The 22,049-nt window shown below is 63.5% G+C and carries 20 protein-coding genes, 3 tRNA genes, 2 rRNA genes and 8 pseudogenes (1 of these 33 cut by a window edge); 17 read left to right on the plus strand and 16 right to left on the minus strand.

Going from position 1 to position 22,049, the window contains the following annotated elements; all coding sequences use genetic code 11:
- The 5 genes from ACTTAG_RS01260 to ACTTAG_RS01280 form a co-directional block, all read left to right on the plus strand.
- Positions 1–64: transfer RNA gene (locus tag ACTTAG_RS01260), tRNA-Ile, on the plus strand; it begins 13 nt to the left of the window's first position.
- 61 nt (positions 65–125) lie between these two features.
- Positions 126–201, plus strand: a tRNA-Ala gene (locus tag ACTTAG_RS01265).
- 287 nt (positions 202–488) lie between these two features.
- Positions 489–3,314: ribosomal RNA gene (locus tag ACTTAG_RS01270) — 23S ribosomal RNA — on the plus strand.
- Between the two features lie 144 nt (positions 3,315–3,458).
- A 5S ribosomal RNA gene (gene rrf, locus ACTTAG_RS01275) occupies positions 3,459–3,573 on the plus strand.
- Positions 3,574–3,644: 71 nt separating this feature from the next.
- Positions 3,645–3,721: transfer RNA gene (locus tag ACTTAG_RS01280), tRNA-Met, on the plus strand.
- 137 nt (positions 3,722–3,858) lie between these two features.
- On the opposite strand, the pseudogene ACTTAG_RS01285 reads toward ACTTAG_RS01280, so the two are convergent.
- Positions 3,859–3,966 (minus strand): annotated as a pseudogene (locus ACTTAG_RS01285) (type II toxin-antitoxin system RelE/ParE family toxin); the annotation flags it as partial.
- Positions 3,967–4,007: 41 nt separating this feature from the next.
- A pseudogene (locus ACTTAG_RS01290) lies at positions 4,008–4,391 on the minus strand (IS66 family transposase); the annotation flags it as partial.
- Positions 4,392–4,556: 165 nt separating this feature from the next.
- On the opposite strand from ACTTAG_RS01290, the gene tnpA reads away from it, so the two are divergent.
- The 6 genes and pseudogenes from tnpA to ACTTAG_RS01320 all read left to right on the plus strand — a co-directional run.
- Positions 4,557–4,964 carry an IS66-like element accessory protein TnpA gene (gene tnpA / locus ACTTAG_RS01295; RefSeq protein ID WP_444462229.1) on the plus strand — a complete coding sequence of 136 codons (408 nt, stop codon included), beginning with the start codon at positions 4,557–4,559 and terminating at the stop codon, positions 4,962–4,964.
- Positions 4,961–5,314 carry an IS66 family insertion sequence element accessory protein TnpB gene (tnpB, locus tag ACTTAG_RS01300; protein ID WP_444462228.1) on the plus strand — a complete coding sequence of 118 codons (354 nt, stop codon included), beginning with the start codon at positions 4,961–4,963 and terminating at the stop codon, positions 5,312–5,314. The genes tnpA and tnpB (ACTTAG_RS01300) overlap by 4 nt, the downstream gene beginning before the upstream one ends.
- A 63-nt stretch (positions 5,315–5,377) precedes the next feature.
- A complete protein-coding gene (gene tnpC / locus ACTTAG_RS01305) occupies positions 5,378–7,063 on the plus strand; it encodes an IS66 family transposase (RefSeq protein WP_444463833.1) in 1,686 nt (561 codons plus the stop codon).
- A gap of 149 nt (positions 7,064–7,212) precedes the next feature.
- Positions 7,213–8,214 (plus strand): hypothetical protein, encoded by a 1,002-nt coding sequence (locus tag ACTTAG_RS01310; protein ID WP_444463834.1) that lies wholly within the window; start codon positions 7,213–7,215, stop codon positions 8,212–8,214.
- Positions 8,211–8,525: a head-tail joining protein gene (locus ACTTAG_RS01315; RefSeq protein WP_444463835.1), complete on the plus strand. Its 315-nt coding sequence runs from the start codon at positions 8,211–8,213 to the stop codon at positions 8,523–8,525. Before ACTTAG_RS01310 ends, ACTTAG_RS01315 begins: the two co-directional genes overlap by 4 nt.
- A gap of 5 nt (positions 8,526–8,530) precedes the next feature.
- Positions 8,531–9,145, plus strand: a pseudogene (locus tag ACTTAG_RS01320) (DUF6441 family protein); the annotation flags it as partial.
- Positions 9,146–9,486: 341 nt separating this feature from the next.
- Here ACTTAG_RS01320 and ACTTAG_RS01325 read toward each other — a convergent pair.
- Together ACTTAG_RS01325 and ACTTAG_RS01330 are read right to left on the minus strand one after the other, a co-directional pair.
- A pseudogene (locus ACTTAG_RS01325) lies at positions 9,487–11,022 on the minus strand (phage terminase large subunit family protein); the annotation flags it as partial.
- The gene (locus ACTTAG_RS01330) at positions 10,970–11,506 is read right to left on the minus strand and encodes a hypothetical protein (protein ID WP_444463836.1); all 537 of its coding nucleotides are present in this window, start codon (positions 11,504–11,506) and stop codon (positions 10,970–10,972) included. The gene ACTTAG_RS01330 and the pseudogene ACTTAG_RS01325, both read right to left, overlap by 53 nt.
- A gap of 123 nt (positions 11,507–11,629) precedes the next feature.
- Here ACTTAG_RS01330 and ACTTAG_RS01335 point away from each other — a divergent pair, with 123 nt between their 5' ends.
- From ACTTAG_RS01335 to ACTTAG_RS01350, 4 genes are all read left to right on the plus strand, one after another.
- Positions 11,630–11,824: a DUF6900 domain-containing protein gene (locus ACTTAG_RS01335; protein ID WP_444463837.1), complete on the plus strand. Its 195-nt coding sequence runs from the start codon at positions 11,630–11,632 to the stop codon at positions 11,822–11,824.
- Between the two features lie 14 nt (positions 11,825–11,838).
- Positions 11,839–12,060, plus strand: coding sequence for a hypothetical protein (locus ACTTAG_RS01340; protein ID WP_444463838.1), 222 nt, complete (start codon positions 11,839–11,841; stop codon positions 12,058–12,060).
- A gap of 96 nt (positions 12,061–12,156) precedes the next feature.
- Complete coding sequence (locus ACTTAG_RS01345; RefSeq protein ID WP_444463839.1) at positions 12,157–12,756, plus strand: DUF3489 domain-containing protein; 600 nt, start codon at positions 12,157–12,159, stop codon at positions 12,754–12,756.
- 46 nt (positions 12,757–12,802) lie between these two features.
- Positions 12,803–13,255 (plus strand): hypothetical protein, encoded by a 453-nt coding sequence (locus ACTTAG_RS01350; protein WP_444463840.1) that lies wholly within the window; start codon positions 12,803–12,805, stop codon positions 13,253–13,255.
- Here ACTTAG_RS01350 and ACTTAG_RS01355 read toward each other — a convergent pair.
- The 8 genes and pseudogenes from ACTTAG_RS01355 to ACTTAG_RS01390 all read right to left on the minus strand — a co-directional run bounded on the left by ACTTAG_RS01355 (position 13,250) and on the right by ACTTAG_RS01390 (position 18,384).
- Entirely contained in the window at positions 13,250–13,852 is a 603-nt protein-coding gene (locus tag ACTTAG_RS01355) for a DNA-methyltransferase (protein WP_444463841.1), read from the minus strand. The two genes, ACTTAG_RS01350 and ACTTAG_RS01355, sit on opposite strands and share 6 nt — an antisense overlap.
- 22 nt (positions 13,853–13,874) lie before the next feature.
- Positions 13,875–14,087: a transposase domain-containing protein gene (locus ACTTAG_RS01360; RefSeq protein WP_444465177.1), complete on the minus strand. Its 213-nt coding sequence runs from the start codon at positions 14,085–14,087 to the stop codon at positions 13,875–13,877.
- Positions 14,085–15,637: pseudogene (gene tnpC, locus ACTTAG_RS01365) on the minus strand (IS66 family transposase); the annotation flags it as partial. The pseudogene tnpC (ACTTAG_RS01365) and the gene ACTTAG_RS01360, both read right to left, overlap by 3 nt.
- Positions 15,531–15,884: an IS66 family insertion sequence element accessory protein TnpB gene (gene tnpB / locus ACTTAG_RS01370; RefSeq protein ID WP_444462574.1), complete on the minus strand. Its 354-nt coding sequence runs from the start codon at positions 15,882–15,884 to the stop codon at positions 15,531–15,533. The gene tnpB (ACTTAG_RS01370) and the pseudogene tnpC (ACTTAG_RS01365), both read right to left, overlap by 107 nt.
- Complete coding sequence (locus ACTTAG_RS01375; protein WP_444463842.1) at positions 15,881–16,063, minus strand: hypothetical protein; 183 nt, start codon at positions 16,061–16,063, stop codon at positions 15,881–15,883. Before ACTTAG_RS01375 ends, tnpB (ACTTAG_RS01370) begins: the two co-directional genes overlap by 4 nt.
- On the minus strand, positions 16,050–16,178 hold the full coding sequence (locus tag ACTTAG_RS01380; RefSeq protein ID WP_444463843.1) for a transposase: 129 nt from the start codon (positions 16,176–16,178) through the stop codon (positions 16,050–16,052). Before ACTTAG_RS01380 ends, ACTTAG_RS01375 begins: the two co-directional genes overlap by 14 nt.
- A gap of 203 nt (positions 16,179–16,381) precedes the next feature.
- Positions 16,382–17,140, minus strand: a pseudogene (locus tag ACTTAG_RS01385) (DNA modification methylase); the annotation flags it as partial.
- Positions 17,137–18,384: a site-specific DNA-methyltransferase gene (locus ACTTAG_RS01390; protein WP_444463844.1), complete on the minus strand. Its 1,248-nt coding sequence runs from the start codon at positions 18,382–18,384 to the stop codon at positions 17,137–17,139. The pseudogene ACTTAG_RS01385 and the gene ACTTAG_RS01390, both read right to left, overlap by 4 nt.
- Before the next feature lie 28 nt (positions 18,385–18,412).
- Between ACTTAG_RS01390 and ACTTAG_RS01395 the strand changes: the two genes are divergently transcribed.
- Positions 18,413–19,129 carry a DUF5655 domain-containing protein gene (locus ACTTAG_RS01395; protein WP_444463845.1) on the plus strand — a complete coding sequence of 239 codons (717 nt, stop codon included), beginning with the start codon at positions 18,413–18,415 and terminating at the stop codon, positions 19,127–19,129.
- On the plus strand, positions 19,126–20,235 hold the full coding sequence (locus ACTTAG_RS01400; RefSeq protein WP_444463846.1) for a hypothetical protein: 1,110 nt from the start codon (positions 19,126–19,128) through the stop codon (positions 20,233–20,235). Before ACTTAG_RS01395 ends, ACTTAG_RS01400 begins: the two co-directional genes overlap by 4 nt.
- 157 nt (positions 20,236–20,392) lie before the next feature.
- Here the strand turns inward: ACTTAG_RS01400 and ACTTAG_RS01405 are convergent.
- From ACTTAG_RS01405 to ACTTAG_RS01420, 4 genes and pseudogenes are all read right to left on the minus strand, one after another.
- A pseudogene (locus ACTTAG_RS01405) lies at positions 20,393–20,743 on the minus strand (phage tail tube protein); the annotation flags it as partial.
- A 26-nt stretch (positions 20,744–20,769) separates the two neighbouring features.
- The gene (locus ACTTAG_RS01410; RefSeq protein ID WP_444463847.1) at positions 20,770–21,192 is read right to left on the minus strand and encodes an acyl-CoA transferase; all 423 of its coding nucleotides are present in this window, start codon (positions 21,190–21,192) and stop codon (positions 20,770–20,772) included.
- Between the two features lie 77 nt (positions 21,193–21,269).
- Positions 21,270–21,689: a hypothetical protein gene (locus ACTTAG_RS01415; protein ID WP_444465291.1), complete on the minus strand. Its 420-nt coding sequence runs from the start codon at positions 21,687–21,689 to the stop codon at positions 21,270–21,272.
- Positions 21,655–21,921: pseudogene (locus tag ACTTAG_RS01420) on the minus strand (IS110 family transposase); the annotation flags it as partial. The gene ACTTAG_RS01415 and the pseudogene ACTTAG_RS01420, both read right to left, overlap by 35 nt.
- Positions 21,922–22,049: the final 128 nt, after the last annotated feature.

Genomic DNA, 22,049 nt, shown 5'->3' on the forward strand with positions numbered 1-22,049 from the left:
AGGTGGTTAGAGCGTACGCCTGATAAGCGTAAGGTCGATGGTTCGAGTCCATCTCGACCCACCATACCCCAGATGATCCGCAAAGCGGTTTCGGCCAAGGCCAGCGCGCCGCGAGGCGGAAAGTTGGGGCCTTAGCTCAGCTGGGAGAGCGCCTGATTTGCATTCAGGAGGTCATCGGTTCGATCCCGATAGGCTCCACCACTACAGTATCATCAAGCCCTTCGATGAAGGGTTTGATCATCCTGTAGGATGAATTGACATCGTTTAGAGAGAACATCAGCACTGCTGGTTGTCCGTGTAAGGGCAACAGGCGTGACCAGAATGGACCTTATCCCGGTCCGGTCATGCGACGAGTGGCAGTGCTGTCCAAGTCAAGTACACTAACCAAAATGCGTCGACTGAGGTCGATGCAACGCGACATTCTTCGGAATGTTGCGGGTAGTATACATGCTTTTGATCCGGACAGAAGCCTTGCTTCTTCTGGATCAAATCAAGCGCGAGAAGGGCGTTTGGTGGATGCCTTGGCAGCAAGAGGCGATGAAGGACGTGATACTCTGCGATAAGTCATGGGGAGCTGAGAATAAGCTTTGATCCATGAATTTCCGAATGGGGAAACCCACCTGAATGTCGGTTATGATTGCCCTAGGGCACTTCTTAATCGGCATAACCAGGTACTTTACTCCTGAATACATAGGGGTTTAGAGCGAACCCGGGAACTGAAACATCTAAGTACCCGGAGGAAAGGAAATCAACGATACTCCGTTAGTAGTGGCGAGCGAACGCGGACCAGCCGAGCCGTGAGAATGAGCAGAATGGTCTGGAAAGGCCAGCAATATGGGTGACAGCCCCGTATGCGAAGTTTGATCGGACGCATTAAGTAGGGCGGGACACGTGTAATCCTGTCTGAAGATCGGGGGACCACCCTCGAAGGCTAAGTACTCCTTGCTGACCGATAGCGAACCAGTACCGTGAGGAAAGGTGAAAAGCACCCCGACGAGGGAGTGAAACAGTTTCTGAAACCGGACGCCTACAAGCAGTCGGAGCTTCCTTGAGAAGTGACGGCGTACCTTTTGTATAATGGGTCAACGACTTGGTCTTACGAGCAAGCTTAAGCCGATAGGTGTAGGCGCAGCGAAAGCGAGTCTTAAAGGGCGTTGAGTTCGTGGGATCAGACCCGAAACCAGATGATCTAGCCATGTCCAGGATGAAGGTTGGGTAACACCAACTGGAGGTCCGAACCGACACCCGTTGAAAAGGGTCCGGATGAGGTGTGGCTAGGGGTGAAAGGCCAATCAAATCTGGAGATAGCTGGTTCTCCGCGAAAGCTATTTAGGTAGCGCCTCGGACGAATACCTGCGGGGGTAGAGCACTACATGGATGATGGGGGCCCACAGCCTTACTGAGTCTAAGTAAACTCCGAATACCGCAGAGTACTATCCGGGAGACACACGGCGGGTGCTAACGTCCGTCGTGAAGAGGGAAACAACCCTGACCAACAGCTAAGGCCCCCAATTCGTGGCTAAGTGGGAAAGCATGTGGGATTTCCAAAACAACCAGGAGGTTGGCTTAGAAGCAGCCATCCTTTAAAGATAGCGTAACAGCTCACTGGTCTAGTCAAGAGATCCTGCGGCGAAGATGTAACGGGGCTCAAGCCACGAGCCGAAGCTTTGGATGTGCAGAAATGCACGTGGTAGCGGAGCGTTCTGTGATATAGCACCTTCCGACTTTAGCTCTCCTTCGGGAAAGCCTTGGTCGGAGCGGTGCTGACTGTGAAGCCGGCCTGTGAGGGATCCGGTGGAGTGATCAGAAGCGAGAATGTTGACATGAGTAGCGACAAAGAGGGTGAGAGACCCTCTCGCCGAAAGTCCAAGGGTTCCTGCTTAAAGCTAATCTGAGCAGGGTAAGCCGGCCCCTAAGGCGAGGCCGAAAGGCGTAGTCGATGGGAACCACGTTAATATTCGTGGGCCAGGAGGATGTGACGGATGCTCACTGTTGTTCGACCTTATCGGATTGGTCGGGCAGCTGCGGTGTCCCCTGGAAATAGCCCTCCATATGACCGTACCCTAAACCGACACAGGTGGACAGGTAGAGTATACCAAGGCGCTTGAGAGAACCACGTTTAAGGAACTCGGCAAAATGCCTCCGTAAGTTCGCGAGAAGGAGGCCCCATTCGCACGCAAGTGTGGGTGGGGGGCACAAACTAGGGGGTGGCGACTGTTTACTTAAAACACAGGGCTCTGCGAAGCCGTAAGGCGACGTATAGGGTCTGACGCCTGCCCGGTGCTGGAAGGTTAAAAGGAGGTGCAAGCTCCGAATTGAAGCCCCAGTAAACGGCGGCCGTAACTATAACGGTCCTAAGGTAGCGAAATTCCTTGTCGGGTAAGTTCCGACCTGCACGAATGGCGTAACGATCTCCCCGCTGTCTCAAACGTGGACTCAGCGAAATTGAACTGTGTGTCAAGATGCACACTACCCGCGGTTAGACGGAAAGACCCCATGAACCTTTACTCCAGCTTTGCACTGGCATCAGGATTGTGATGTGCAGGATAGGTGGTAGCCTTTGAAACCGAGACGCCAGTTTCGGTGGAGGCTCCTTGAGATACCACCCTTCGCACTCTTGATGTCTAACCGCGGTCCGTCATCCGGATCCGGGACCCTGCATGGTGGGGAGTTTGACTGGGGCGGTCGCCTCCCAAATCGTAACGGAGGCGCGCGAAGGTAGGCTCAGACCGGTCGGAAATCGGTCGTTGAGTGCAATGGCAAAAGCCTGCCTGACTGCAAGACTGACAAGTCGAGCAGAGACGAAAGTCGGTCATAGTGATCCGGTGGTCCCAAGTGGGAGGGCCATCGCTCAACGGATAAAAGGTACTCTGGGGATAACAGGCTGATGATGCCCAAGAGTCCATATCGACGGCATCGTTTGGCACCTCGATGTCGGCTCATCTCATCCTGGGGCTGGAGCAGGTCCCAAGGGTATGGCTGTTCGCCATTTAAAGAGGTACGTGAGCTGGGTTTAGAACGTCGTGAGACAGTTCGGTCCCTATCTGCCGTGGGTGTAGGATACTTGAGAGGAGTTGCCCCTAGTACGAGAGGACCGGGGTGAACGTTCCACTGGTGGACCAGTTATCGTGCCAACGGTAGTGCTGGGTAGCTATGAACGGACAGGATAAACGCTGAAGGCATCTAAGCGTGAAGCCCCTCAAAACCAGGTATCCCTTGAGGGCCGTGGAAGACCACCACGTCGATAGGCCGGAGATGTAAGTGCAGCAATGCATTCAGTTGACCGGTACTAATTGCCCGATTGGCTTGATTTGATCCAGTAGCAGCAAGGCTCATGATCAAAAGCAAGTATACACTGGTTAGTAAGAAGAACGCTCCGCGCCGGCGCAATGCCGGAGGCCGCATCCGCGGCAGGAGCGCTTCTCAGTTCCTTGACTTGGACGTGGCTTCTTCCTCGGTTTGGTGGTCATAGCGTTGGCTAAACACCCGATCCCATCCCGAACTCGGCCGTTAAGGGCCAACACGCCGATGGTACTGCGTCTCAAGACGTGGGAGAGTAGGTCACCGCCAAACCTAGTAAGAAGCCAGTTCTCTCATGACGATAACAATACTCCCCGATCGCAAACAAAGCCCTCGGGACATAACGCGGGGTGGAGCAGCCCGGTAGCTCGTCAGGCTCATAACCTGAAGGCCGCAGGTTCAAATCCTGCCCCCGCAACCAAAATATACCGGAAAATCAAAGACTTCAAAGCTGAGCGTAACGCTCGGCTTTTGCGATTCCAAATTCTTGTCAACACCTGGTCAACGTTTAACGAGCCCCCCATCAAGGGGTCAGATAATCGTCGCCAGAGGCATCCGTCACTTCGGAAGATCCTCCCGGAACCGGTCCATCTGATGCATCCGCTCGTGCAGGATCGTCACGATGCCGACGTCCCCGTTCGACAGACGCCGCCAGTACACGAAATGATGGTAAGCGCCCGCTCATCGCCCTTTGCCTTGCGGCTTGACTATTCTCGGAAGTTCCAGGGCATGAGCGCGGCGATATCGCTTTGCATGTGCTGGTCGAGGATCTTGCGGAGCGTGGCGGCGATATAGGCCTCGGGGTTTATGCCATTGAGGCGGCAGGTGCCGATCAGTGAGGCGATGCGGGCCCAGGTTTTCGCCCCGTCGTCGGAGCCCGCGAAGAGCGCGTTTTTCCTCGTCAGCGGAATCGGACGGATCGCGTTTTCGACGCCGTTGGTGTCCATTTCGAGCCGACCGTCCGCAAGGAACCGGGTCAGCCCCGCCCAACGTTTGAGCCCGTATCGGATGTGCCGCGCGAGTTCGTTCGTCGAGGAGAGCTGCTGCAGGCAGCCCTCGAGCCAGGGCCGCAGGGCCTCGACGATCGGCCTGACGCCGCTTGAAAGTGCCACGGTGACGATCCTCACCACCGCGAGCGCCAGCATTCTGGAGATCGAACCCTTCTGTATGCGCCGTCTCTGACCCATTGAAATCGTCGGTTCCAGCCGGTCGCGTGAACGGCGATTTTCCTTCTGAAGTTTCAGAAGGAGGCCGTGATGGCGGATGGAGGCGAAGGTTTTGGTGGCCGGATCGATGTGATTTCGCGGACACGGGGTTATCGGCGTTGGCCGGATGAAGTTAAGGCGCGGATCGTGGCGGAGAGTTTTCAGCTCGGCGCACGGGTCGGCGATGTCGCGCGTCGTCATGGGGTTCTGCCGCACCAGCTGTCGGATTGGCGCCGTCAGGCGCGGGCGGGGCGTCTGGCCTTGCCGGAGGAGGCGGTGGCGGACTTCGCCGCTGCTTTCGTGCCGCTGTCGGTGGAACCGGCGGTTGACGGCGACGCGGCGGCCGCGACCGACGGCGTGAGCATCGAGATCGGCAAGGGCGTCGTGTTGCGGGTTCCCGACGGCATTCCGGGCGCCCGGGTGGCCGAACTGGTCAAAGCCCTGCGGGATCTGGCATGATCGTCGCGGGCCAGCGTCTGCCTGTCCTGATCGCGACGAAGCCTGTGGACTTCCGCTGCGGGCATCAGGCGCTCGCGCTGATGGTGCAGAGCGAGCTGAAGCTCGACCCGCATTCCGGGGTGACGGTGGTGTTCCGTTCGAAGCGCGGCGACCGGCTGAAGATCCTGGTGTGGGACGGAACCGGGATGGTGCTGGTCTACAAGGTTTTGGAACAGGGCAGCTTCGCCTGGCCGAAGGTGCAGGACGGGGTGATGCGACTTTCGCGGGCGCAGTTCGAGGCCTTGTTCGAGGGCCTCGACTGGCGCCGGGTTCTGGCACAGCGGGTGCAGGCGCCGACTGCGGCGGGATGACTCGGCGGGCAGATTTTGGGCTTGTTTTATTGGGCTTTCCTCCCGGATCGGGTAGAAAGGCGCATGTCGCAGCCTTTCGATCTCAGCCAGTTTCCGGACCTGCCGCCCGAGGTGGTGCAGGCCTTTGCGGCCCAACAGGCGGCGTTGGAAGCGGCCCGGTTCGAAGCCTCGGTGGAGCGCGCCGCACGGGAGCATGAGCAGTCGGTTGGGGCCGAGAAGGACGCCTTCATCGCCGAGCTGAAGGCGCTGCTCGCCAAGCTGGAAGGTCAGGTTCAGGATTACCGGCGCACGAAGTTCGGGCCGAAGTCGGAAAAGCTCGATCCGGCGCAGCTGGAATTGGCGCTGGAAGATCTGGAAACGGCGATTGCCGAAACGCAGGCCCATATTGCCGCCGTCGAAGACCGGATCGCCGCCAACGAACCGGATCCCGAGAAACAAACGCCGCGCCCCCGCGCAAGGCCGGGCTCTGCCGAGAGCCTGCCGCGGGTCGAGCGGGTGATCGAGCCCGAAAGCATCATCTGTCCCTGCGGCTGTGGCGACATGGTCCGGATCGGCGAAGACAAGACCGAGCGGCTCGATTACATCCCGGCGCGCTATCAGGTGATCGCCACGATCCGCCCCCGATATGCCTGCCCGAAGGGCCGCACAGGTGTGGTGCAAGCCAAAGCTCCCGCGCATCTGCTCGAGGGGAGTTGGCCGACCGAGGCGCTGCTGGCGCAAATCGCCGTCTCCAAACATTCCGAGCACATGCCGCTGAACCGCCAGGCGGTGGTGATGGCGCGGCATGGCGTGCCGATCGACCGCTCGGTTCTGGCCGACTGGATGGGCCGCACCGGCGCGCTGATCGCCCCCGTGGTCGAGCACATGGCCAAGCGCCTGATTGCGGAAAGCACCCGTCTTTACGTTGATGAAACGACGGCCCCGGTGCTGGATCCGGGGAAAGGCAAAACCAAGACCGGCTATCTCTGGGCGGTGCTGCGCGATGATCGCGGCTGGGACGGGACGGCGCCTCCGGGGGTGGTGTTCCACTATCGCCCCGGCCGGAAGGGCACATATGCCGACGAAATCCTCGCGGGCTTCGAGGGCACGATCCAGGTCGATGCCTATGGCGCCTATACCCATCTGGCCACGCCGAAACGCGCGGGCGGCAAGCCTTTGCAGCTGGCGTTCTGCTGGGCGCACGGCCGACGCCAGTTGATCAAGGCCAAGCCAAAGACAGGCTCGCCCATCGTCGACGAGGCGCTTTTGCGCATCGCCGCGCTTTACAAGATCGAGGATGCCATCCGCGGCGCCGCGCCCGACCGACGCCGGGCGATGCGGCAGGACCTCTCCCGCCCGTTGGTGGACGCGTTCTTCCTCTGGCTCGCGGCCCAGGCCAAGCGGGTCTCGAGCAAAACCGACCTCGGCAAGGCGATGATCTACATGCTCAAGCGCGAGGATGGTTTCCGGCGTTTCCTCGACGATGGCCGGGTCGACATGGACTCGAACCTGGTCGAGAACGCCATCCGCAGCCCGGCGATGAACCGCCGCAATGCGCTCTTCGCCGGTCACGACGAGGGCGGCCGCAACTGGGCCCGCTTCGCCAGCCTGATCGGCACCTGCAAGATGAACGGTGTCGAGCCTTACGCCTATCTGCGCGATCTCTTCACCCGCCTCGCCAATGGCCACCTGGCCAGCAACATCGACGCGCTGATGCCATGGGCCTATGCCCGGGGGGGGCGGAAAATGAGGCCCCCTCAGATCTCGTGAAATGAACTCATCAGGGATTCCCCCAGTGAGATCATTTGAGGGCGATACAAAGCCGCAACGCGCACCCGTCCGCTCGCTCCTCCGACACCCGCAAGAAAAATATCAATGGGCCGTGGCCGCCGCATACACCCTTCTCGGACGAGGCCTATGTGCATTCCCGCGCGCTCGATGCGACCTCGGGGCGGGCCAATTCCTATGTCCGCCACCAGCAGATCCCCGACCCTTCGGCGCTTTACAAGCTGCGGCTGCGCAGCCTGAACCACGCCGCCTGGAAGCCGGTGACCGGCGCGGTGGCGGGCTCGGGCGGGGTGATCCGGCTCACCGTCGCCGCGCATGGGCTTGCGACCGGCAACCTTGTCTGGGTCGAATATCTGAACGGCGTGAGCAATGCCGGGGCGGAGCTGCGCGGCAACTTTACCGTGACGGTGATCGACGCGAACCAGATCGACCTGCAGGGCACGGTCTTCGCAGGGGCCTACATCGCGGGCTCGGGCCGGGTTGCGCTCGCCGCTGCGCCGACGGCGGTCAGCCTGCAGATGTCCTTCATCAACTGCCAGGACTATGCCGAGCTTACCGCGGAAATCACCGCCGGGCGCGGCCAGATCGTCGAGGGACAGGCGATTGCCGCACGCACGGTCGCGGGCTCGGTGGTGACGGCCACGGCGGTCGGTCCCGTCGCCCATGACGGCGCGCGCGGTTCGACGGCCCCGGTGATCGTCGCCGCCCGCGCGGTGACGGCGGCCTATGCGAGCGTCGCCAGCGGCGATGTGGCCGATCTGATCACCACGGTGCAGGGCGTGCAGGTGGTGCGCCCCTGGCAGATCCCCGAATTGGAATGGAGCTCAGCCGCCGCGGCAGGCGGGATCACCAACACCAGTGATGTGGTTCTGGGCGCAGCGGCCGGGGCCGGGCTGCGGCGGTTCGTGACCGCGCTGCAGCTGAAGAATGCGGGGACGGTCGCGACAGAGGTGGTGCTGAAGGATGGCGCGACGGTGATCTGGCGCGGGCATCTTGGCGCCTCGATGACGCTTTCGGAAAGCCACCAGTTCGCCGATCCGCTGCGCACGACGGCCAACACGGCGCTGAACGTCGCCTGCATCACCACCGGCGCGCAGGTCTATGTGAATGCGCAGGGCTTCATCGCGCCATGACGGTCTTTGCCGCGGCCGTCGATCGGCTGTTCGAGCACCCTGCCCTTGCGGCATCGGCGCTCTGGATCTCGGCCGCCAGTGCCGAGGAACGCCAGATCAGGGTCATCGCCCGCGCGCCCGACCGGGTGACCGACTTCGGCGCGGGGCGGTTTGTCAGCGACACAACGATGGTGGACGTGCGCGTGGCCGACCTGCCCGCGCCGCGGCCCGGCGATCTGATCGTCATCGGCGCCGAGCGCTTCGTGATCCAGGGCGAGCCGCTGCGCGACCGAGAGCGGCTGATCTGGACGCTGGACCTGCGGCCTGAGTGAGCCCGATGAAGCTGAAACTCGACATCCGGCCCGACCTCGTCGCGCTGATGCGGGAGGAAATCCGCGCGGGCGAAAAGGCCGTCACCACGGCGATGCACGACGCAGGCGCCCGCCTGAAATCGGCCTGGCGCGGGCAAATCGTGCAGGCGGGGCTTGGCACAAGGCTTGGGAATTCGATCCGGCTCGCGACTTATCCGAAGGGTGGTGAAAGCCTGAATGCAGCGGCGCTCGTCTGGTCGAACGCCCCGGTGATCGTCGGAGCGCATGACACGGGGCCGCTGATCCGGTCGAAAGACGGCTTCTGGCTCGCGATCCCCACCCCGGCCGCAGGCAAATCCACCCGTGGCGGCCGGATCACCCCGGGCGCATGGGAGCGCCGCACCGGGTTGAGGTTGCGGTTCATCTATCGCCGCCGCGGCCCGAGCCTGCTTGTGGCCGAGGGGCGGTTGAACAGCAAAGGCCGCGCCGTGGCGTCCCGCTCGAAAACCGGCCGCGGGCTGGCGACGATGCCGGTATTCCTCCTGGTGCCACAGGTCAGGCTCCGCAAGCGACTCGATCTGGCGCGGGAGGCCGAGCGGGCCATCGACGCCGTTCCGGGGCGCATCGCGGCGGGGTGGGTCACACCGCTTTCGAGGCAAAAGAGCTTGGAGGCCACTGCTCTATGCCAACAGCCTCTCGACGAAAGTGCTTGCTTTCGACCAGATTCTTGCCCGTCCCCCCTTGTTACCGAATACTGCCCAGCGCAGATAATCGACATATAGGACAACGAGCATAGGCGGATTTCAGGAATGACCTCGATTGATATTCTCGAGCCGCTTCGGCAGCGTCGTTCTCGGCTGGAGAGGCTCGCCGATCAGGTCAAGGCACTAGAGAAAGGCCGTGATGAGCTTGAGCGCGCGATAGCTGACTACAAGGCCTTCCGGCCAGAGATTGAAAAGGGCAAGATCGACAGCCTAGAGAGCTCTGCAAAGGTCGGGCCAGAGACGGGCGCCGCGCGGTTGAAGCCCTCAAGACCCTTCAGCGGCGCAACCTGTTCGAAGCCAACCTTGCGCGACCAGGCATAAACCGCGGCGGCCTCATAGCCGGTGTCGATGCCGAACCGCGCCACAGTCATGAAGGCGCCGTTGGCATGCTGCCATGACCGACCGAGTAGCGCGGTCAGCTTGTCCCACGCAGCAGGATCGTCAGGCCCGCCCGGAATGACGATGTGATCGACGAGCCAGCTTTCCAAGCCTCGCCCCCAGGCCCAGATATCGATCTCGATTCGGTCCTTCTGCACATCGGCGCCCGCGGTGAGGAACAGCCCCGCCATCGGCACGGTGCCCGGCTTCCACGTCTCCCGCCGATCCGCCAGCCGCTGCCATTCCGGCGCATCGCCCGACTCGACCCAAGTCTCGCCCAGAAGGGTGTTGCGCGCCGCGCGCAGCATTTCCTCCGAACCCTGTGCCGCCAGCCATTCCCGTGCGACGTCGGCCCAGCTCTTCCAGCCCAAGGGGGAATAGAGGGCCGACAGGTGAAAGCCGATGGCCTTCGGATCCGTCGCGACGGCCGTTGCCCGCCACTCGCCCCGCGCCAGCATCTCGGTCTTGTGGTGCTCGGCGATGGGGCGTTCGCAGCCCTCGCAGTGATAGGCCGCGGTCTCTGGCTTCCCCTTCGCCCAGCGCAGCCGGTCGAACTGCAGCCATTGCATCGCCCCGCAATGCGGGCAGGGGACAAAATAGCGCCGCTGGTCGGACGCCTCGAACTCCCGCTCGATCCGGCTCAGCCCCCGGATCGTCGGGGTCGAGACCATGAACACCTTGCGCCGGTGCGCGAAGGTGGTGGTCCGAGCTTCCGCCAGCGTGACCGGGTCGCCTTCCTCGTCGGCCGAGGCCGGATAGGCATCGACCTCGTCGAGAAACACATAGCGCGCGGGCATCGACCGCAGGCCGGTCGCCGAATTCGCGCCGGTCAGCACGAGTATGCCGCCGGGGAATTCTTTTGAGAGCATCGAGTTCCCGGCGTCCCGCGACCGGGCCGGGCTGACCCGTTCGCTGAGCGCCGGGCTTTCGGCGATCAGCGGGTCGATCCTGCCCCGCGAGGATCGCTTCGCCATCTCGACCGTGGGCAGCACCGCCAGCATCGGCCCCGGCGCATGGTGGATCACGAAGCCGATCCAGTTGTTGCCCGCTTCCGTGGCGCCCACCTGCGCCGCCTTCATGAAGCTGATGCGCTGCGCCGGATGGCTGGGCGAGAGCGCATCCATGATGGCGCGAAGATAGGGCGTGCGCGCGGTGCGATACCGCCCCGGTTCGGCCGAGGCGCGCGAGCCGAGCCAGCGATGCGCATCCGCCCATTCCGACACCGTCAGGTCCGGATCGGGGCGCAGCCCCTGCCGCCAGACCCGGAGCAGATCCTCGGCGCCGTCGAAGCCGAGGTCGAGACCCTCCGTCAGGTCGTTGTCATCATCCGAGCGAGACCCGAAGATCGGCGAGGGCGTCGAGCTGCTCTCTGACATGGGCTTCCAGCACCCTCTGCAGGATCGCGGTCTCGATCGTCACCGATGCCCCGGATTGTCGTTCCACCTCCGCCATGATCTGCGCTGCCATCAGCGCTGCCACCCGTCCGGGCCAGGTCACCCACGCGTCCCGTTCCTGACGCGCCAGCCGAAAGACGAGGGTTTCCGCCCGCGCCCGATCGACCAGCGTGCCCTTCTTCTTCTGCACCGCCAGCTGGCGTTCCTGCGCCGCATAGACCGTGAGCGCCGTGCGGGCCTTGATGTAGGATGTCGTGTCGCCGGGGCCGCTCGTCAGACCATCGCCGCCAAGGGACCGGCGCTGCTGGTCGGGGTCCGTCATCTCCGCCCGCCGCAAATCCGAGGCCGCGGCATTGATCGACCCGTCGTCATAAACCACCAGCCGCCCGTTCTTGCGCGCCTTTTGCACCCCGCCGCGCGACAGGCCGGAATGCGCCGCATACTCGCGTTCGCTCATGCCCTTCATGGCGCTGTGATGCCTGTCAAGATATTGAAAATAAATGGGAAATAACAATCATTCCCGTTGATTGTCTCCCCCTCCAGAGCGATTCTGCGATCAGGAATTCCCCCCCGGATCGGAGACCAGACCTTGACCACAACCGCCAAACCCACCTCCACAGCGCCCGAGACGCTGATGCTCGACATCGCAAAGCGCCACTTCTTCGTCGAGACGCTGGACACACGTATGAGCGACGGGCTCGATTTCCACGACGTTGCCGTCTGGGCGATGCGCGCGGCGCTCGCTGAAGCCTATGCCGCGGGCCTCGCCGCGGCCCGGCGCTGAGGGAGGGCTAAGCGATGATCCACCGCCGCAACACCGACAAAGCCCTCGACGCCTTCATCGCCGCCAAGGCCGAGATCGACGTGATGCTGGAGCGCCTGAAGGTCCTCAGCGACGACCACTTCGAGACCCACCCCGACGAGATCCATTGGGGGCATGTGGGCACGCTGAAGCACTACGCGGGCCTGCTGCGCCAGGTCACCGACAGCGCTTTCAAGGAAGGCGAACACGCCGCCTGACGCGCCAACACGCGCGAGAGCCGCCCCGCCCGGCAGCGCGGGGCTTGCCTCCGTAGAAGGCGCGCACTGCGCGCGCCCAAGCGCCCGGAGGCCCCGATGACCACCCCGTCCGACACCCAATCCCTGATCCTGTCCCGCGCCGCGACCCGGCCCGGCAACATCGCCCTGCCGCTGCCCGAGGGGCTGGTCGGCGCCGCCGCCAAGATGGTCGTTGGCAAGATGATCGCCCGCGGTTGGCTCGAGGAGGTCGAGGCAAACCTGCGGCGCGGCGAGCCGATGTGGCGCGAGACCGGTGACGGCTTTGGGACCACGCTGATCGCCACCGAGTCCGGGCTGGAGGCTATCGGGATCGAGCCGGTGGTGGCCAGCGCCGTTGCCAGCGCGCGGAGGGCGAAGCCGGAACCGCTTCAGACGCCCAGCGACACCGACACAGCGAAACCCGTCGCCATCCGCGCTGGCACCAAGCAGGCGCAGATCATCGCTATGCTCCAGCGCCCCGGGGGCGCGACGGTCGCCGACATGGTCGAGGCCACCGGATGGTTGGCCCACACTGTTCGGGGTTCGATCTCGGGGGCGCTGAAGAAGAAGCTGGGCCTGCCCATCAGCGCCGAGAAGGTCGAGGGCAGGGGGACGGTCTATCGTTTGTGCAGCTTTCCCGAAACGCGGCCGAAGATTGACTCTCTGGATACGCCTTGAAATAACGCTGCAAGTTGAGAGCATTGAATTCATCCCTGAGGTCGAAATGACGCGCTGGATCTTTCGCATCCTTCTTCTCGCTATCTTGGGCATTGCCTCATTCATGGGATACGACTTTTATCGCGCTGGCAATCTGAGCCTTCCCGATCTTCCTGATGGAGCTTACACCCTTTCCTACAAAAGTGGATTTCGGGCGATTGTTCTCGATGCAGAAGTCTCTAACCCGATAGCCGGAAATGGATCGAAGTACTTTCGGTCGTTGGGCGTTGCCAATCCGGATCGAAAATACCTGAGCGTGCCGTTTGACGTGCAGCCATGGTTCAAGGAGGCATGGTCGTGGTGCAAGTCGCCAACTGAACAAGAGAAGTCGGATCTTGAGCAGATGCCCGATGACTTCAAGCGCAGCGTAGCGAATGCTCGGTTCGAGGCGGTTTGCCGAATTGATGTTGATGGGACTGAGATCGTGCGAGGGCTTATATTCTCTGTCCCTCGGCTATAGGCATTCTCTCGTTTCATGTCTTTGGGCGCTTCGCCCCGTCGCCAACTCCCACCGCCGCACCGCAACGTCGCAATAGACCGGGTCCAGTTCTACCGCGCAGCAGCATCGCCCGGCGCGTTCTGCAGCGATCAGCTGGGTGCCGGAGCCGCAGAAGGGTTCGAACACCAGGTCGCCGGGATCGGTGAAGGCCTCCAGCACCGCCTCGACCAGCGCCACGGGGAACACGGCAGGGTGCGATCCGGCAGCACCCAGCCCGCCCTTGTGGCGCATGATCCGGAAGACGCTGTCGGGGATGCGGTGGCTCTGGATCGCGTTGCCGGTGCCGGTCTTGCGATGGACCGTGCCGTCGGCCCCGCGCAGGCCGCCGCCGCCGAGGGTTTCGCCAGCGTGCTTGCTCTCGACCGTCTTGTTCGGCTTCCGGGGCTGGCGGTTGAAGTGGAAGATGAACTCGTGCGAGGGGGCGAGACGCCCGTTCCAGTCGCCGGGCAGGCCGGGCCCCTGGTCCCAGACATACCAGCCGAAGCGCCGCCAGCCCTGCGCGCGCATCCAGTCAACCCAGCCTTCCCAATACGGGATCCATTGTAAGCGCCCGCTCATCGCCCTTTGCCTTGCGGCTTGACTATTCTCGGAAGTTCCAGGGCATGAGCGCGGCGATATCGCTTTGCATGTGCTGGTCGAGGATCTTGCGGAGCGTGGCGGCGATATAGGCCTCGGGGTTTATGCCATTGAGGCGGCAGGTGCCGATCAGTGAGGCGATGCGGGCCCAGGTTTTCGCCCCGTCGTCGGAGCCCGCGAAGAGCGCGTTTTTCCTCGTCAGCGGAATCGGACGGATCGCGTTTTCGACGCCGTTGGTGTCCATTTCGAGCCGACCGTCCGCAAGGAACCGGGTCAGCCCCGCCCAACGTTTGAGCCCGTATCGGATGTGCCGCGCGAGTTCGTTCGTCGAGGAGAGCTGCTGCAGGCAGCCCTCGAGCCAGGGCCGCAGGGCCTCGACGATCGGCCTGGAGAACCTCTGCCGGATTTTCACGCGCGTGGCCGGGTCACGGCCGCGGATTTCCTTTCGATGGCGTAAAGCTGCGCAATGCGCTCGACCATCTCGTCGCAGATTTCCGACGGCGTATCCTTGGCGAACTTGACGAAGCGGCGCCGCCAATGCGTCCAGCAATAGGCGATGTCCCATGGCTTTGCGGTCTTTTTCGGATCGGCCAGCTGGTCATAGCCGCCGTGGCCATCGACCAGCAGCGTGCCGCCGGAGAACCCTTGAGGATCTCTTGCGCGACCTTGCCTGCGCGACTGCGCGCGTGATGAAAGACCACGATCGGGGATCGCCGCCACCCCAGCCACGCTGATCGCGCAGCACCACCCAGAGCCAGTCGGTGCGCACCTCCCGGTGCCCGGCGCCAGCACCGGCACGGTGGTCTCATCCATCTGCAACCGGTCGCTGCGGCGCAACTCTGTCATCATCGCGTCGATCACCGGCGCCAGAAGCTGTGCCGCCCGCCCGGACCATTCCGCCAGCATCGTGCGGTCAAGATCGAGCCCCTGGCGGCGATAGATGTCGGCCTGACGGTAAAACGGCAGGTAATCGCCGAATTTGGCGACCATGCAATGCGCCACCAGCGCCTCGGTCGGCAGGCCGCGCGGCACCAGCCATTCCGGCGCCGGAGCCTGGGCATGCTGCGCGCCCGCGCAGGTCCGGCAGACATATTTCGGGCGCACCGTCACCAGCACGCGGAATTGCGCCGGGATCACATCGAGCCGCTCCGTCCGGCTTTCGCCAACCCTTTGCATCGCGCCGCAGCCGCAGGGGCAAAGGATGCTCTCCGGTTCGATGACCTGCTCGATCCGGGGCAGATGCGCGGGAAGATTGCCCTTGTTACGCTGCGGCGGAGCAGCTGGCGCCTTCCGGGGGCCGATCACCTTCTCGGCCGCTTCGCTGGCCGCCGCCAGCATCCCGGCCGCAGCCTCGACATCTTCGAATGGCAGGTGATGCTGGTCCGGATCGCCCTTCTCGGACTTCGCGCCGAAAGCATCGCGGCGCATCTGCGAGAGCAGGCGTTCCAGCCGCGCGCGCCTCCTCGACTGCGGCAAGACGTGTTTCCGCCTCGATCCGCGCGGTCTCGGCGGCAGCCCGCGCGGCTTCGGCCTCGGCCAGACGCCGTTCAAGATCTGCCACCCGGGCCGTGCTGGTGCTGCGTGATGCCATGGCCCGAGACTACCCCACAACACCCCGCAAGGACGCCATAAAACACGGCCCGAGTCACCCTGTCGCGGCTCACCCTGCCAGCCGCGGCCTCTGCCTGCGCTCGGCCCGGACAGCCCGCCAATCGACGCCCTCGAACAGAGCGGCGAATTGCGCCGGGGACAGCCTAATGACCCCATCCGCCGGCTTCGGCCAGGCAAAGGCACCGCCCTCGAGCTTCTTGTAGATCAGGATCAGACCGGTCTGGTCCCAGACCAGGCACTTCAGCTGATCGCCGCGCTTCGAGCGGAACAGATACACCGCGCCATTGTAGGGATCGTGGCCGAGCACGTTCTGCACGACCAGCGCGAGCCCCGCGTGACCTTTGCGGAAGTCCACCGGCCGCGTCGCCAGATAGGCGCGAGTGATCCCGCCCGGCAGGATCACGACGATGTCTCCCGCAATGCCGCAACCACCCGCCCAAGATGCGCCGCGTCGAAGCCGGTCGGCACGAGGATCCGCACCCCGACAATCTCCAGCTGAAGGCTCGTCTCGGGTTGATCGCCCGGCCCGGCGCCCCCGCTCACCACGATCGGCACGAGCCCGAGGGCATCATCTTCCGGCATCGGCAAAGCCCTCGCGCGCGGCCCGGCGCCAGGCATGCAGTTGCGGCGCCGAAACCCCATGACGCCGGGCCACATCGGCCACCGTCACCCCGTCCCGAAACGTCTCGAGCACCATTGCCGCCTTCACATGCTCGGGCCAGCGACGGCGACCGGTCGGCCCCGTCACGATGTCGATACGACCAGCGTATCCAGGATCATCACTGTGAGAACTTACGTAAGTTTGTATGTCGCTATCCATCGACGCCTCCGTTGTTACGGGCGTCATCTCGGATGACATCGCCCCTCAAACAACGAGGGCGATGGCCGGGCGCTTACGATCCATTCGCCATCGCGATGGACAAGGCCGAGGTTGACCAGCAGCTGCGCATCGGGGGTGACAGGCGCCGCGGCGAAGACGCCCTGCATCAGCGCATCCCAATCGCCGACCTTTTCCTTCGCCGCGCCATAGTCGCGCTGCTGGGCGTAGGGCGGGGAGGTGAACAACAGCGACGCCTGCGCCCCGCCCATCAGCCGCGCCACCACGGCCGGGTCGGTGGCATCGCCGCAAATCAGCCGGTGATGCCCGAGCCGCCAGATGTCTCCCGGCCGGGTGATCGGGTCGGTCGGGGCCTCCGGGATGGTATCGGCCGTGTCATTGTCGATGGGCGCGCGATCGTCGGCATCGTGCAGGAGCGCATCCAGTTCATCTTCGGGGATCCCGATCAGCCCGAGGTCGAAATCCTCGGCCATCAGGCCCCGCAGTTCCTCGAGCAGAAGGGCCTCGTCCCACCCGCCCAGTTCGGTCAGCTTGTTGTCGGCGATCCGGTAGGCGCGGCGCTGGGCCTCGGTCAAGTGACCCAGCACGATCACCGGCGCCTCGGCCAGCCCCAGCTGGGCTGCGGCCAGGATGCGCCCATGGCCAGCGATCAACTCGCCGTCTGCGGCGACAAGGCAGGGAACGGTCCAGCCGAATTCGGCCATGCTGGCGGCGATCATCGCCACCTGGTCGGCGTCATGGGTCTTGGCGTTCCGGGCATAGGGACTCAGACGTGCAAGGGGCCAGTGCTCGATCCGGCCGGGCAGGAGGGGCGCGTTCATGCCGCGAGCCGCTTTGCTTTCAGGGCTGCGAAGGTTTCGCCCGTTTCAGCTAGAACAGCCTCCTGACCCGTGAAGGCCTGCCAACGCTCGATGGCAACATCGACATAGGCCGGGTTCAGTTCCACCCCGAAGCAGACCCGGCCGGTGGTCTCGGCCGCGATCAGCGTCGTGCCGGATCCCATGAAGGGGTCATAGACGGCTTGCCCGGGGCTGGAATTGTTCAGGATCGGCCGCCGCATGCACTCGACCGGCTTCTGCGTGCCGTGGACCGTGTCGGCGTCCTGATCCCGGTTTGCGATCTGCCACAGTGTGGTCTGCTTGCGGTCCCCCGCCCAATGGCCCTTGCCCTTGGCGCGGACGGCATACCAGCAGGGTTCGTGCTGCCAGTGGTAATCGCCGCGGCTGAGCACCAGCCGGTCCTTCGCCCAGATGATCTGCGACCGGATGGCGAAACCCGCGGCGATCAGGCTGTCCGCCACCGTCGCGGCATGCAGGGCACCATGCCAGACATAGGCGACGTCGCCGGGGAACAACGCCCATGCCTCGCGCCAGTCGGCCCGGTCGTCGTTCAGTACCTTGCCGGTGCGCTTGGTCTTCGCGGCCCCGGCTGCATTGCGCCAGGAGGGGTCATATTCCACCCCATAGGGTGGGTCGGTCACCATCAGTAGCGGGCGCACATCACCCAAGAGCCGCCCGACCACATCGGCCGAGGTGCTGTCGCCGCAGATCAACCGGTGCGCCCCGAGCTGCCAAAGGTCGCCCGGCACCGACACCGGCGTGACCGGCAGTTCCGGCACATCGTCCTCGCCCTCGATCGGGCCATCACCGCCCAGCGCATCGGGATCCCGCAGCAGCGCGTCCAGATCATCGTCGCTGATGCCGAGCAGGGCCAAGTCGAAATCCTCTGCCAGCAGTCCCGCGATCTCGTCGCGCAGCACAGCCTCGTCCCAGTCGCCCAGTTCCGTCAGCTTGTTGTCGGCGATCCGGTAGGCCCGGCGCTCGGCTTCGTCGAGATGGCTGAGCCGGATCACCGGCACCTCGGTCAGCCCGAGCATGGTCGCGGCCAGCACCCGGCCGTGCCCCGCGATCAGTTCGCCATCATCGGCCACCATGCAGGGGACGGTCCAGCCGAACTTGGCCATGCTGGCGGCGATCTTCGCCACCTGGTCGTCGCCATGCACCTTGGCATTGCGGGCATAGGGGCGCAGCCGGGCAATCGGCCATGTTTCGATCTGGCTCGACACGCTGGGATTGGACGAAAACGGTTGTCCGGTGATCCTGGAATACAAGCGCGCCAGCAACGAGAACGTCATCAACCAGGGTCTCTTCTATCTTGATTGGCTGATGGATCACCGCAAGGATTTCCAATGGTTGGTGATGGAAAAGCTGGGAAAGGCGGCGGCTGACGGTGTCGACTGGTCTGCGCCGAGACTGATCTGCATTGCGGGGGACTTCAACCGTTACGACGACCATGCCGTGAAGCAGATCCAACGGAATATCGAACTGATCCGCTATCGGCGCTTTGGCCCCGAACTTCTGATGCTCGACCTGGTGGCCGCGACGTCGACCAAGGGCACCATGGTCGAGACCAAAGGCGGGTTGTCGGATGGAAGTGCGGGGAGCGGCAACAAGTACAAGACCATCGGCACGGTCCTGCAGGAACTTGATCCAGGCATGCTGGACCGCTTCGAGGCCCTGCGCGCGTTCATGATGGCGCTGGGGGACGATGTTCAGGAGACCAAGCTGCGCTTCTACATCGCCTTCAAGCGGATCAAGAATTTTGCCTGTGTCGAGTTTCGGCCGACGACCGGCAAGATACTTGTGTTTGTGAAGGTCGATCCCTCCACGGTCCAGATTGAGCCGGGCTTCACCCGCGATGTTTCCGACCTTGGCCACTTCGGCACCGGCGACCTCGAGATCACCTTGTCGAAGGCTGAGGATCTGGACAGGGCGAAGCCCCTGATCGAACTCAGCTATGGTGCGTCATGACCGGCGACAAACCTGCCTTTGCACGTGCAATCGGCATCGACTACTCGGGCGCAGAAACCGCGAATTCAAGCCTGAAGGGGCTTCGGGTCTATCTGGCCGAAGTTGGCGCGGCGCCCCAGGAGGTTGCCCCGCCGCCTTCGCCCAAGCGATACTGGACGCGGCGCGGGATCGCGGAGTGGCTGATCGAACGACTTGCCGAGGACATCCCGACGGTCGTCGGGATCGATCATGCCTTTTCGTTTCCCCTGCGCTATTTCGAGGTTCATGGGCTCTTGCCTGACTGGCCGACCTTTCTCGACGATTTCCAGCGGCATTGGCCGACGGACGCCGATCACACCTATGTCGATTTCGTGCGGTTCGGCACGGCCGGAAACGGCGCGGCGCGCGAGGGAAGCCCACGTTGGCGGCGCCTGACCGAAGAGCGCTCGCCCGGGGCGAAGTCGGTGTTTCATTTTGACGTGCAAGGGTCTGTGGCAAAATCCACCCATGCCGGAATCCCGTGGCTGTTGTTCATCCGACGGGCGCTGGGCGATCGGGTCCACTTCTGGCCCTTCGATGGTTGGGATGTGCCGGTGGGCAAGTCTGTGGTCCTCGAGGTCTATCCACGACTTTGGAGCGCTGACTATCCGGTTGAGGATCGCACGCCGGACCAGCACGATGCCCACAGCGTGGCCGCCTGGCTATCGACAGCGGCTGCCGACGGGCGCCTTCTGACGGCGATGACGCCTGATCTGTCGCCGCCCGAAATGGCATTGGCTCAGGTGGAGGGCTGGATACTGGGCGTTCCTTGGGAGCCATCGAAGAAGCCGAACCGCACCGTCATGCCTCCAGCGAAGGTGGGACGCACTCGTAGTGGCGGCAAGACGACCAAGGCAGGCTACGTGAACAAGAACGGCCAGGAAGTTTTGCGGGCAACCGATCTGCCGGGCAACGACCAAAACCAAGTCGTTTACGTCTTGCGTTGCGGAAGCTGCGGTCATCGCTACGGGGCGAATGGTTCGGATATCTGGCAGCGGAAATGTCCGTCATGCGGGGGGGGGAACAGCGGGGTTGGCGTTTTGACGCGTTTGGCCGAGGGCGGAAATATCGGGTTAACAAGAGGTTAACCCGGCAAAGAATTTTGTTCGCCGTTTGGGTCATCTGCCTCGGCAGGGTTTCCGAAGCCGACATGTTGCGGCGCGACGGGCTTCGCCTGGATCGCCTTCATTCCCCATTTCCCGTGCTTTTGGTCGAAACTTGCTACAGCCCAGCCCTCCACGAGATCATCGCGACCTCAATGGCCATGGATGGCAGGGTCCAGTTGCCCGACTGGAAAGTGTGGGTCTTTGGCGTCGTCCCTGTCGTGGTCGGGGCACCGAAGGCGGCCTTCAGCCAGAAGCCGAAAGCCTCCACATCGATCGGCACCACCACCTCGCCATCGGCGGTGACGGCGTCCTTGATCGGGGCCAGGGGATCGCGGCCATAACCGAGAAGCTCCGAGTTCAGCAGAGGCTGTTCCGCGCCCAGCGTGGTGCGGGCGAAGGGCATCAGCCGGTAGCCGCTGGCGGGCGGGGTGCCGTAGACGGTTTCGAACGCAAGCGCCATCTGCGCCCGCGCGCCGTGTGCGCGTGCCATGGGGGTCTCCTGTGAGTGTGGGGGTGTCAGGCCAGAGGGCCGGTCGTGGTGTAGTGCAGGACGACGGTGATCACCGCCGCCCTCAGTGCTGCGGCACCTTCGACGGGCAGATCGACCGAGGCCGGGGCTTCGGGTTCGACCCAGTCGCAGAGGCCGCCGAGCGTCCGGTCGGCTTCCAGAGCCGAGCCGATGGCGGCGATCAGGTCATCGAAGGCGCTGGCCCGGCCGGTGCCCGCTTGGACGACGACCTCCAGCTCGGCCCGGTGCTGGTAGTGGTATCGCAGTGGCGACAACGTCACCTCGGGTTCACCCGGCTGGCCGTCGCGCAGGATGATCAGCCCAACCGCCGGGATCCGCTCGGGCAAGACCTCATCGCGCAGGGTGAGGGCGGCAAGCGGCTGTAGCCGCGCGTGCAGCGCGGCGAGGACGGTTTCGCGGGTGGTGGGCATTTGTTCATCCAAGACTGAAGGCTTAGCCGACATGCACTTGGAGTCCTTCTTGCTACTTCGTCGGGATGCAGCGAAACTTAGCTTTTTCCGCCTTCAGCCACTCGATAAGTCTGAGCCGAGCATGTTGACTTCACGCCTGACACACCACCCAGCCAATCAAGCAATCCGGCTTCGCAATGTGGTATGCGCCTACTGCGGATGCGAGTTAAACGCTCAGAACTCCACCAAGGAGCATGTTGTGGGGCGCAGGTTTGTTCCCAGCCGATGCGGTTGCGCGCCACCAGCCAGAAGGCGGGCAGCATGAAAAGCCCCCCCACCACAAGCCCCGTGCCCTCTGGCAGCGACAGCGTTGTCAGCAGGTCGAGGTTGCGCCCCCCCGGCGTCACCCAAAGCCCCGCCAGCGTCTGCAGCAAGGGCGCCAGCCAGCCGTGCAGCGACATCTGCGCCACCACCGCAAAGATCAGGGATAAGCGATGGCGCCACCACGATGCAGTCATGCCCCATCTCGACAAGCTGGCGGTGGAGACCATAGCCGCAAGGCCCCGCCTCATAACAGAAATGAAGCCGCGCTCCGCCAGCTGCCAGCTTCTCGACCAGCTTGCGCACATGATCAGACCTGTGCGGCACCGTCCCCCAATGGCGGACCTCGCCGCCGCGTTCGCCCTGCGCGATCGCCACCGAGATCGTCGCCTTGTGGACATCCAGCCCAATGAACGTGCTATTCTGCATGTGGTCTCTCCCCCATTCTTGAGGCTCGGCGCCAGCTAATCTGGCGCAACCCTCGAACGGAGAATGCCGCGGGAGAGGCCGCCAACCCAGTCAGCTCACAACGCGATCATGCGGTCTAAAAGCGCGGC

The sequence above is a fragment of the Rhodobacter capsulatus genome (assembly GCF_052363185.1).
GTDB lineage: Bacteria > Pseudomonadota > Alphaproteobacteria > Rhodobacterales > Rhodobacteraceae > Rhodobacter > Rhodobacter capsulatus_E.

Excerpts from the sequence above, each read along its gene's own strand:
- tnpA (WP_444462229.1), top strand. The coding sequence starts at position 4,557 with ATGGCGGATGGAGGCGAAGGTTTTGGTGGCCGGATCGATGTGATTTCG.
- tnpB (WP_444462228.1), top strand. The coding sequence starts at position 4,961 with ATGATCGTCGCGGGCCAGCGTCTGCCTGTCCTGATCGCGACGAAGCCT.
- tnpC (WP_444463833.1), top strand. The coding sequence starts at position 5,378 with ATGTCGCAGCCTTTCGATCTCAGCCAGTTTCCGGACCTGCCGCCCGAG.
- ACTTAG_RS01315 (WP_444463835.1), top strand. The coding sequence starts at position 8,211 with ATGACGGTCTTTGCCGCGGCCGTCGATCGGCTGTTCGAGCACCCTGCC.
- ACTTAG_RS01330 (WP_444463836.1), bottom strand. The coding sequence starts at position 11,506 with ATGAAGGGCATGAGCGAACGCGAGTATGCGGCGCATTCCGGCCTGTCG.
- ACTTAG_RS01340 (WP_444463838.1), top strand. The coding sequence starts at position 11,839 with ATGATCCACCGCCGCAACACCGACAAAGCCCTCGACGCCTTCATCGCC.
- ACTTAG_RS01345 (WP_444463839.1), top strand. The coding sequence starts at position 12,157 with ATGACCACCCCGTCCGACACCCAATCCCTGATCCTGTCCCGCGCCGCG.
- ACTTAG_RS01350 (WP_444463840.1), top strand. The coding sequence starts at position 12,803 with ATGACGCGCTGGATCTTTCGCATCCTTCTTCTCGCTATCTTGGGCATT.
- ACTTAG_RS01355 (WP_444463841.1), bottom strand. The coding sequence starts at position 13,852 with ATGAGCGGGCGCTTACAATGGATCCCGTATTGGGAAGGCTGGGTTGAC.
- ACTTAG_RS01375 (WP_444463842.1), bottom strand. The coding sequence starts at position 16,063 with ATGCCGGAAGATGATGCCCTCGGGCTCGTGCCGATCGTGGTGAGCGGG.
- ACTTAG_RS01380 (WP_444463843.1), bottom strand. The coding sequence starts at position 16,178 with ATGGTGCTCGAGACGTTTCGGGACGGGGTGACGGTGGCCGATGTGGCC.
- ACTTAG_RS01400 (WP_444463846.1), top strand. The coding sequence starts at position 19,126 with ATGACCGGCGACAAACCTGCCTTTGCACGTGCAATCGGCATCGACTAC.
- ACTTAG_RS01410 (WP_444463847.1), bottom strand. The coding sequence starts at position 21,192 with ATGCCCACCACCCGCGAAACCGTCCTCGCCGCGCTGCACGCGCGGCTA.
- ACTTAG_RS01415 (WP_444465291.1), bottom strand. The coding sequence starts at position 21,689 with ATGACTGCATCGTGGTGGCGCCATCGCTTATCCCTGATCTTTGCGGTG.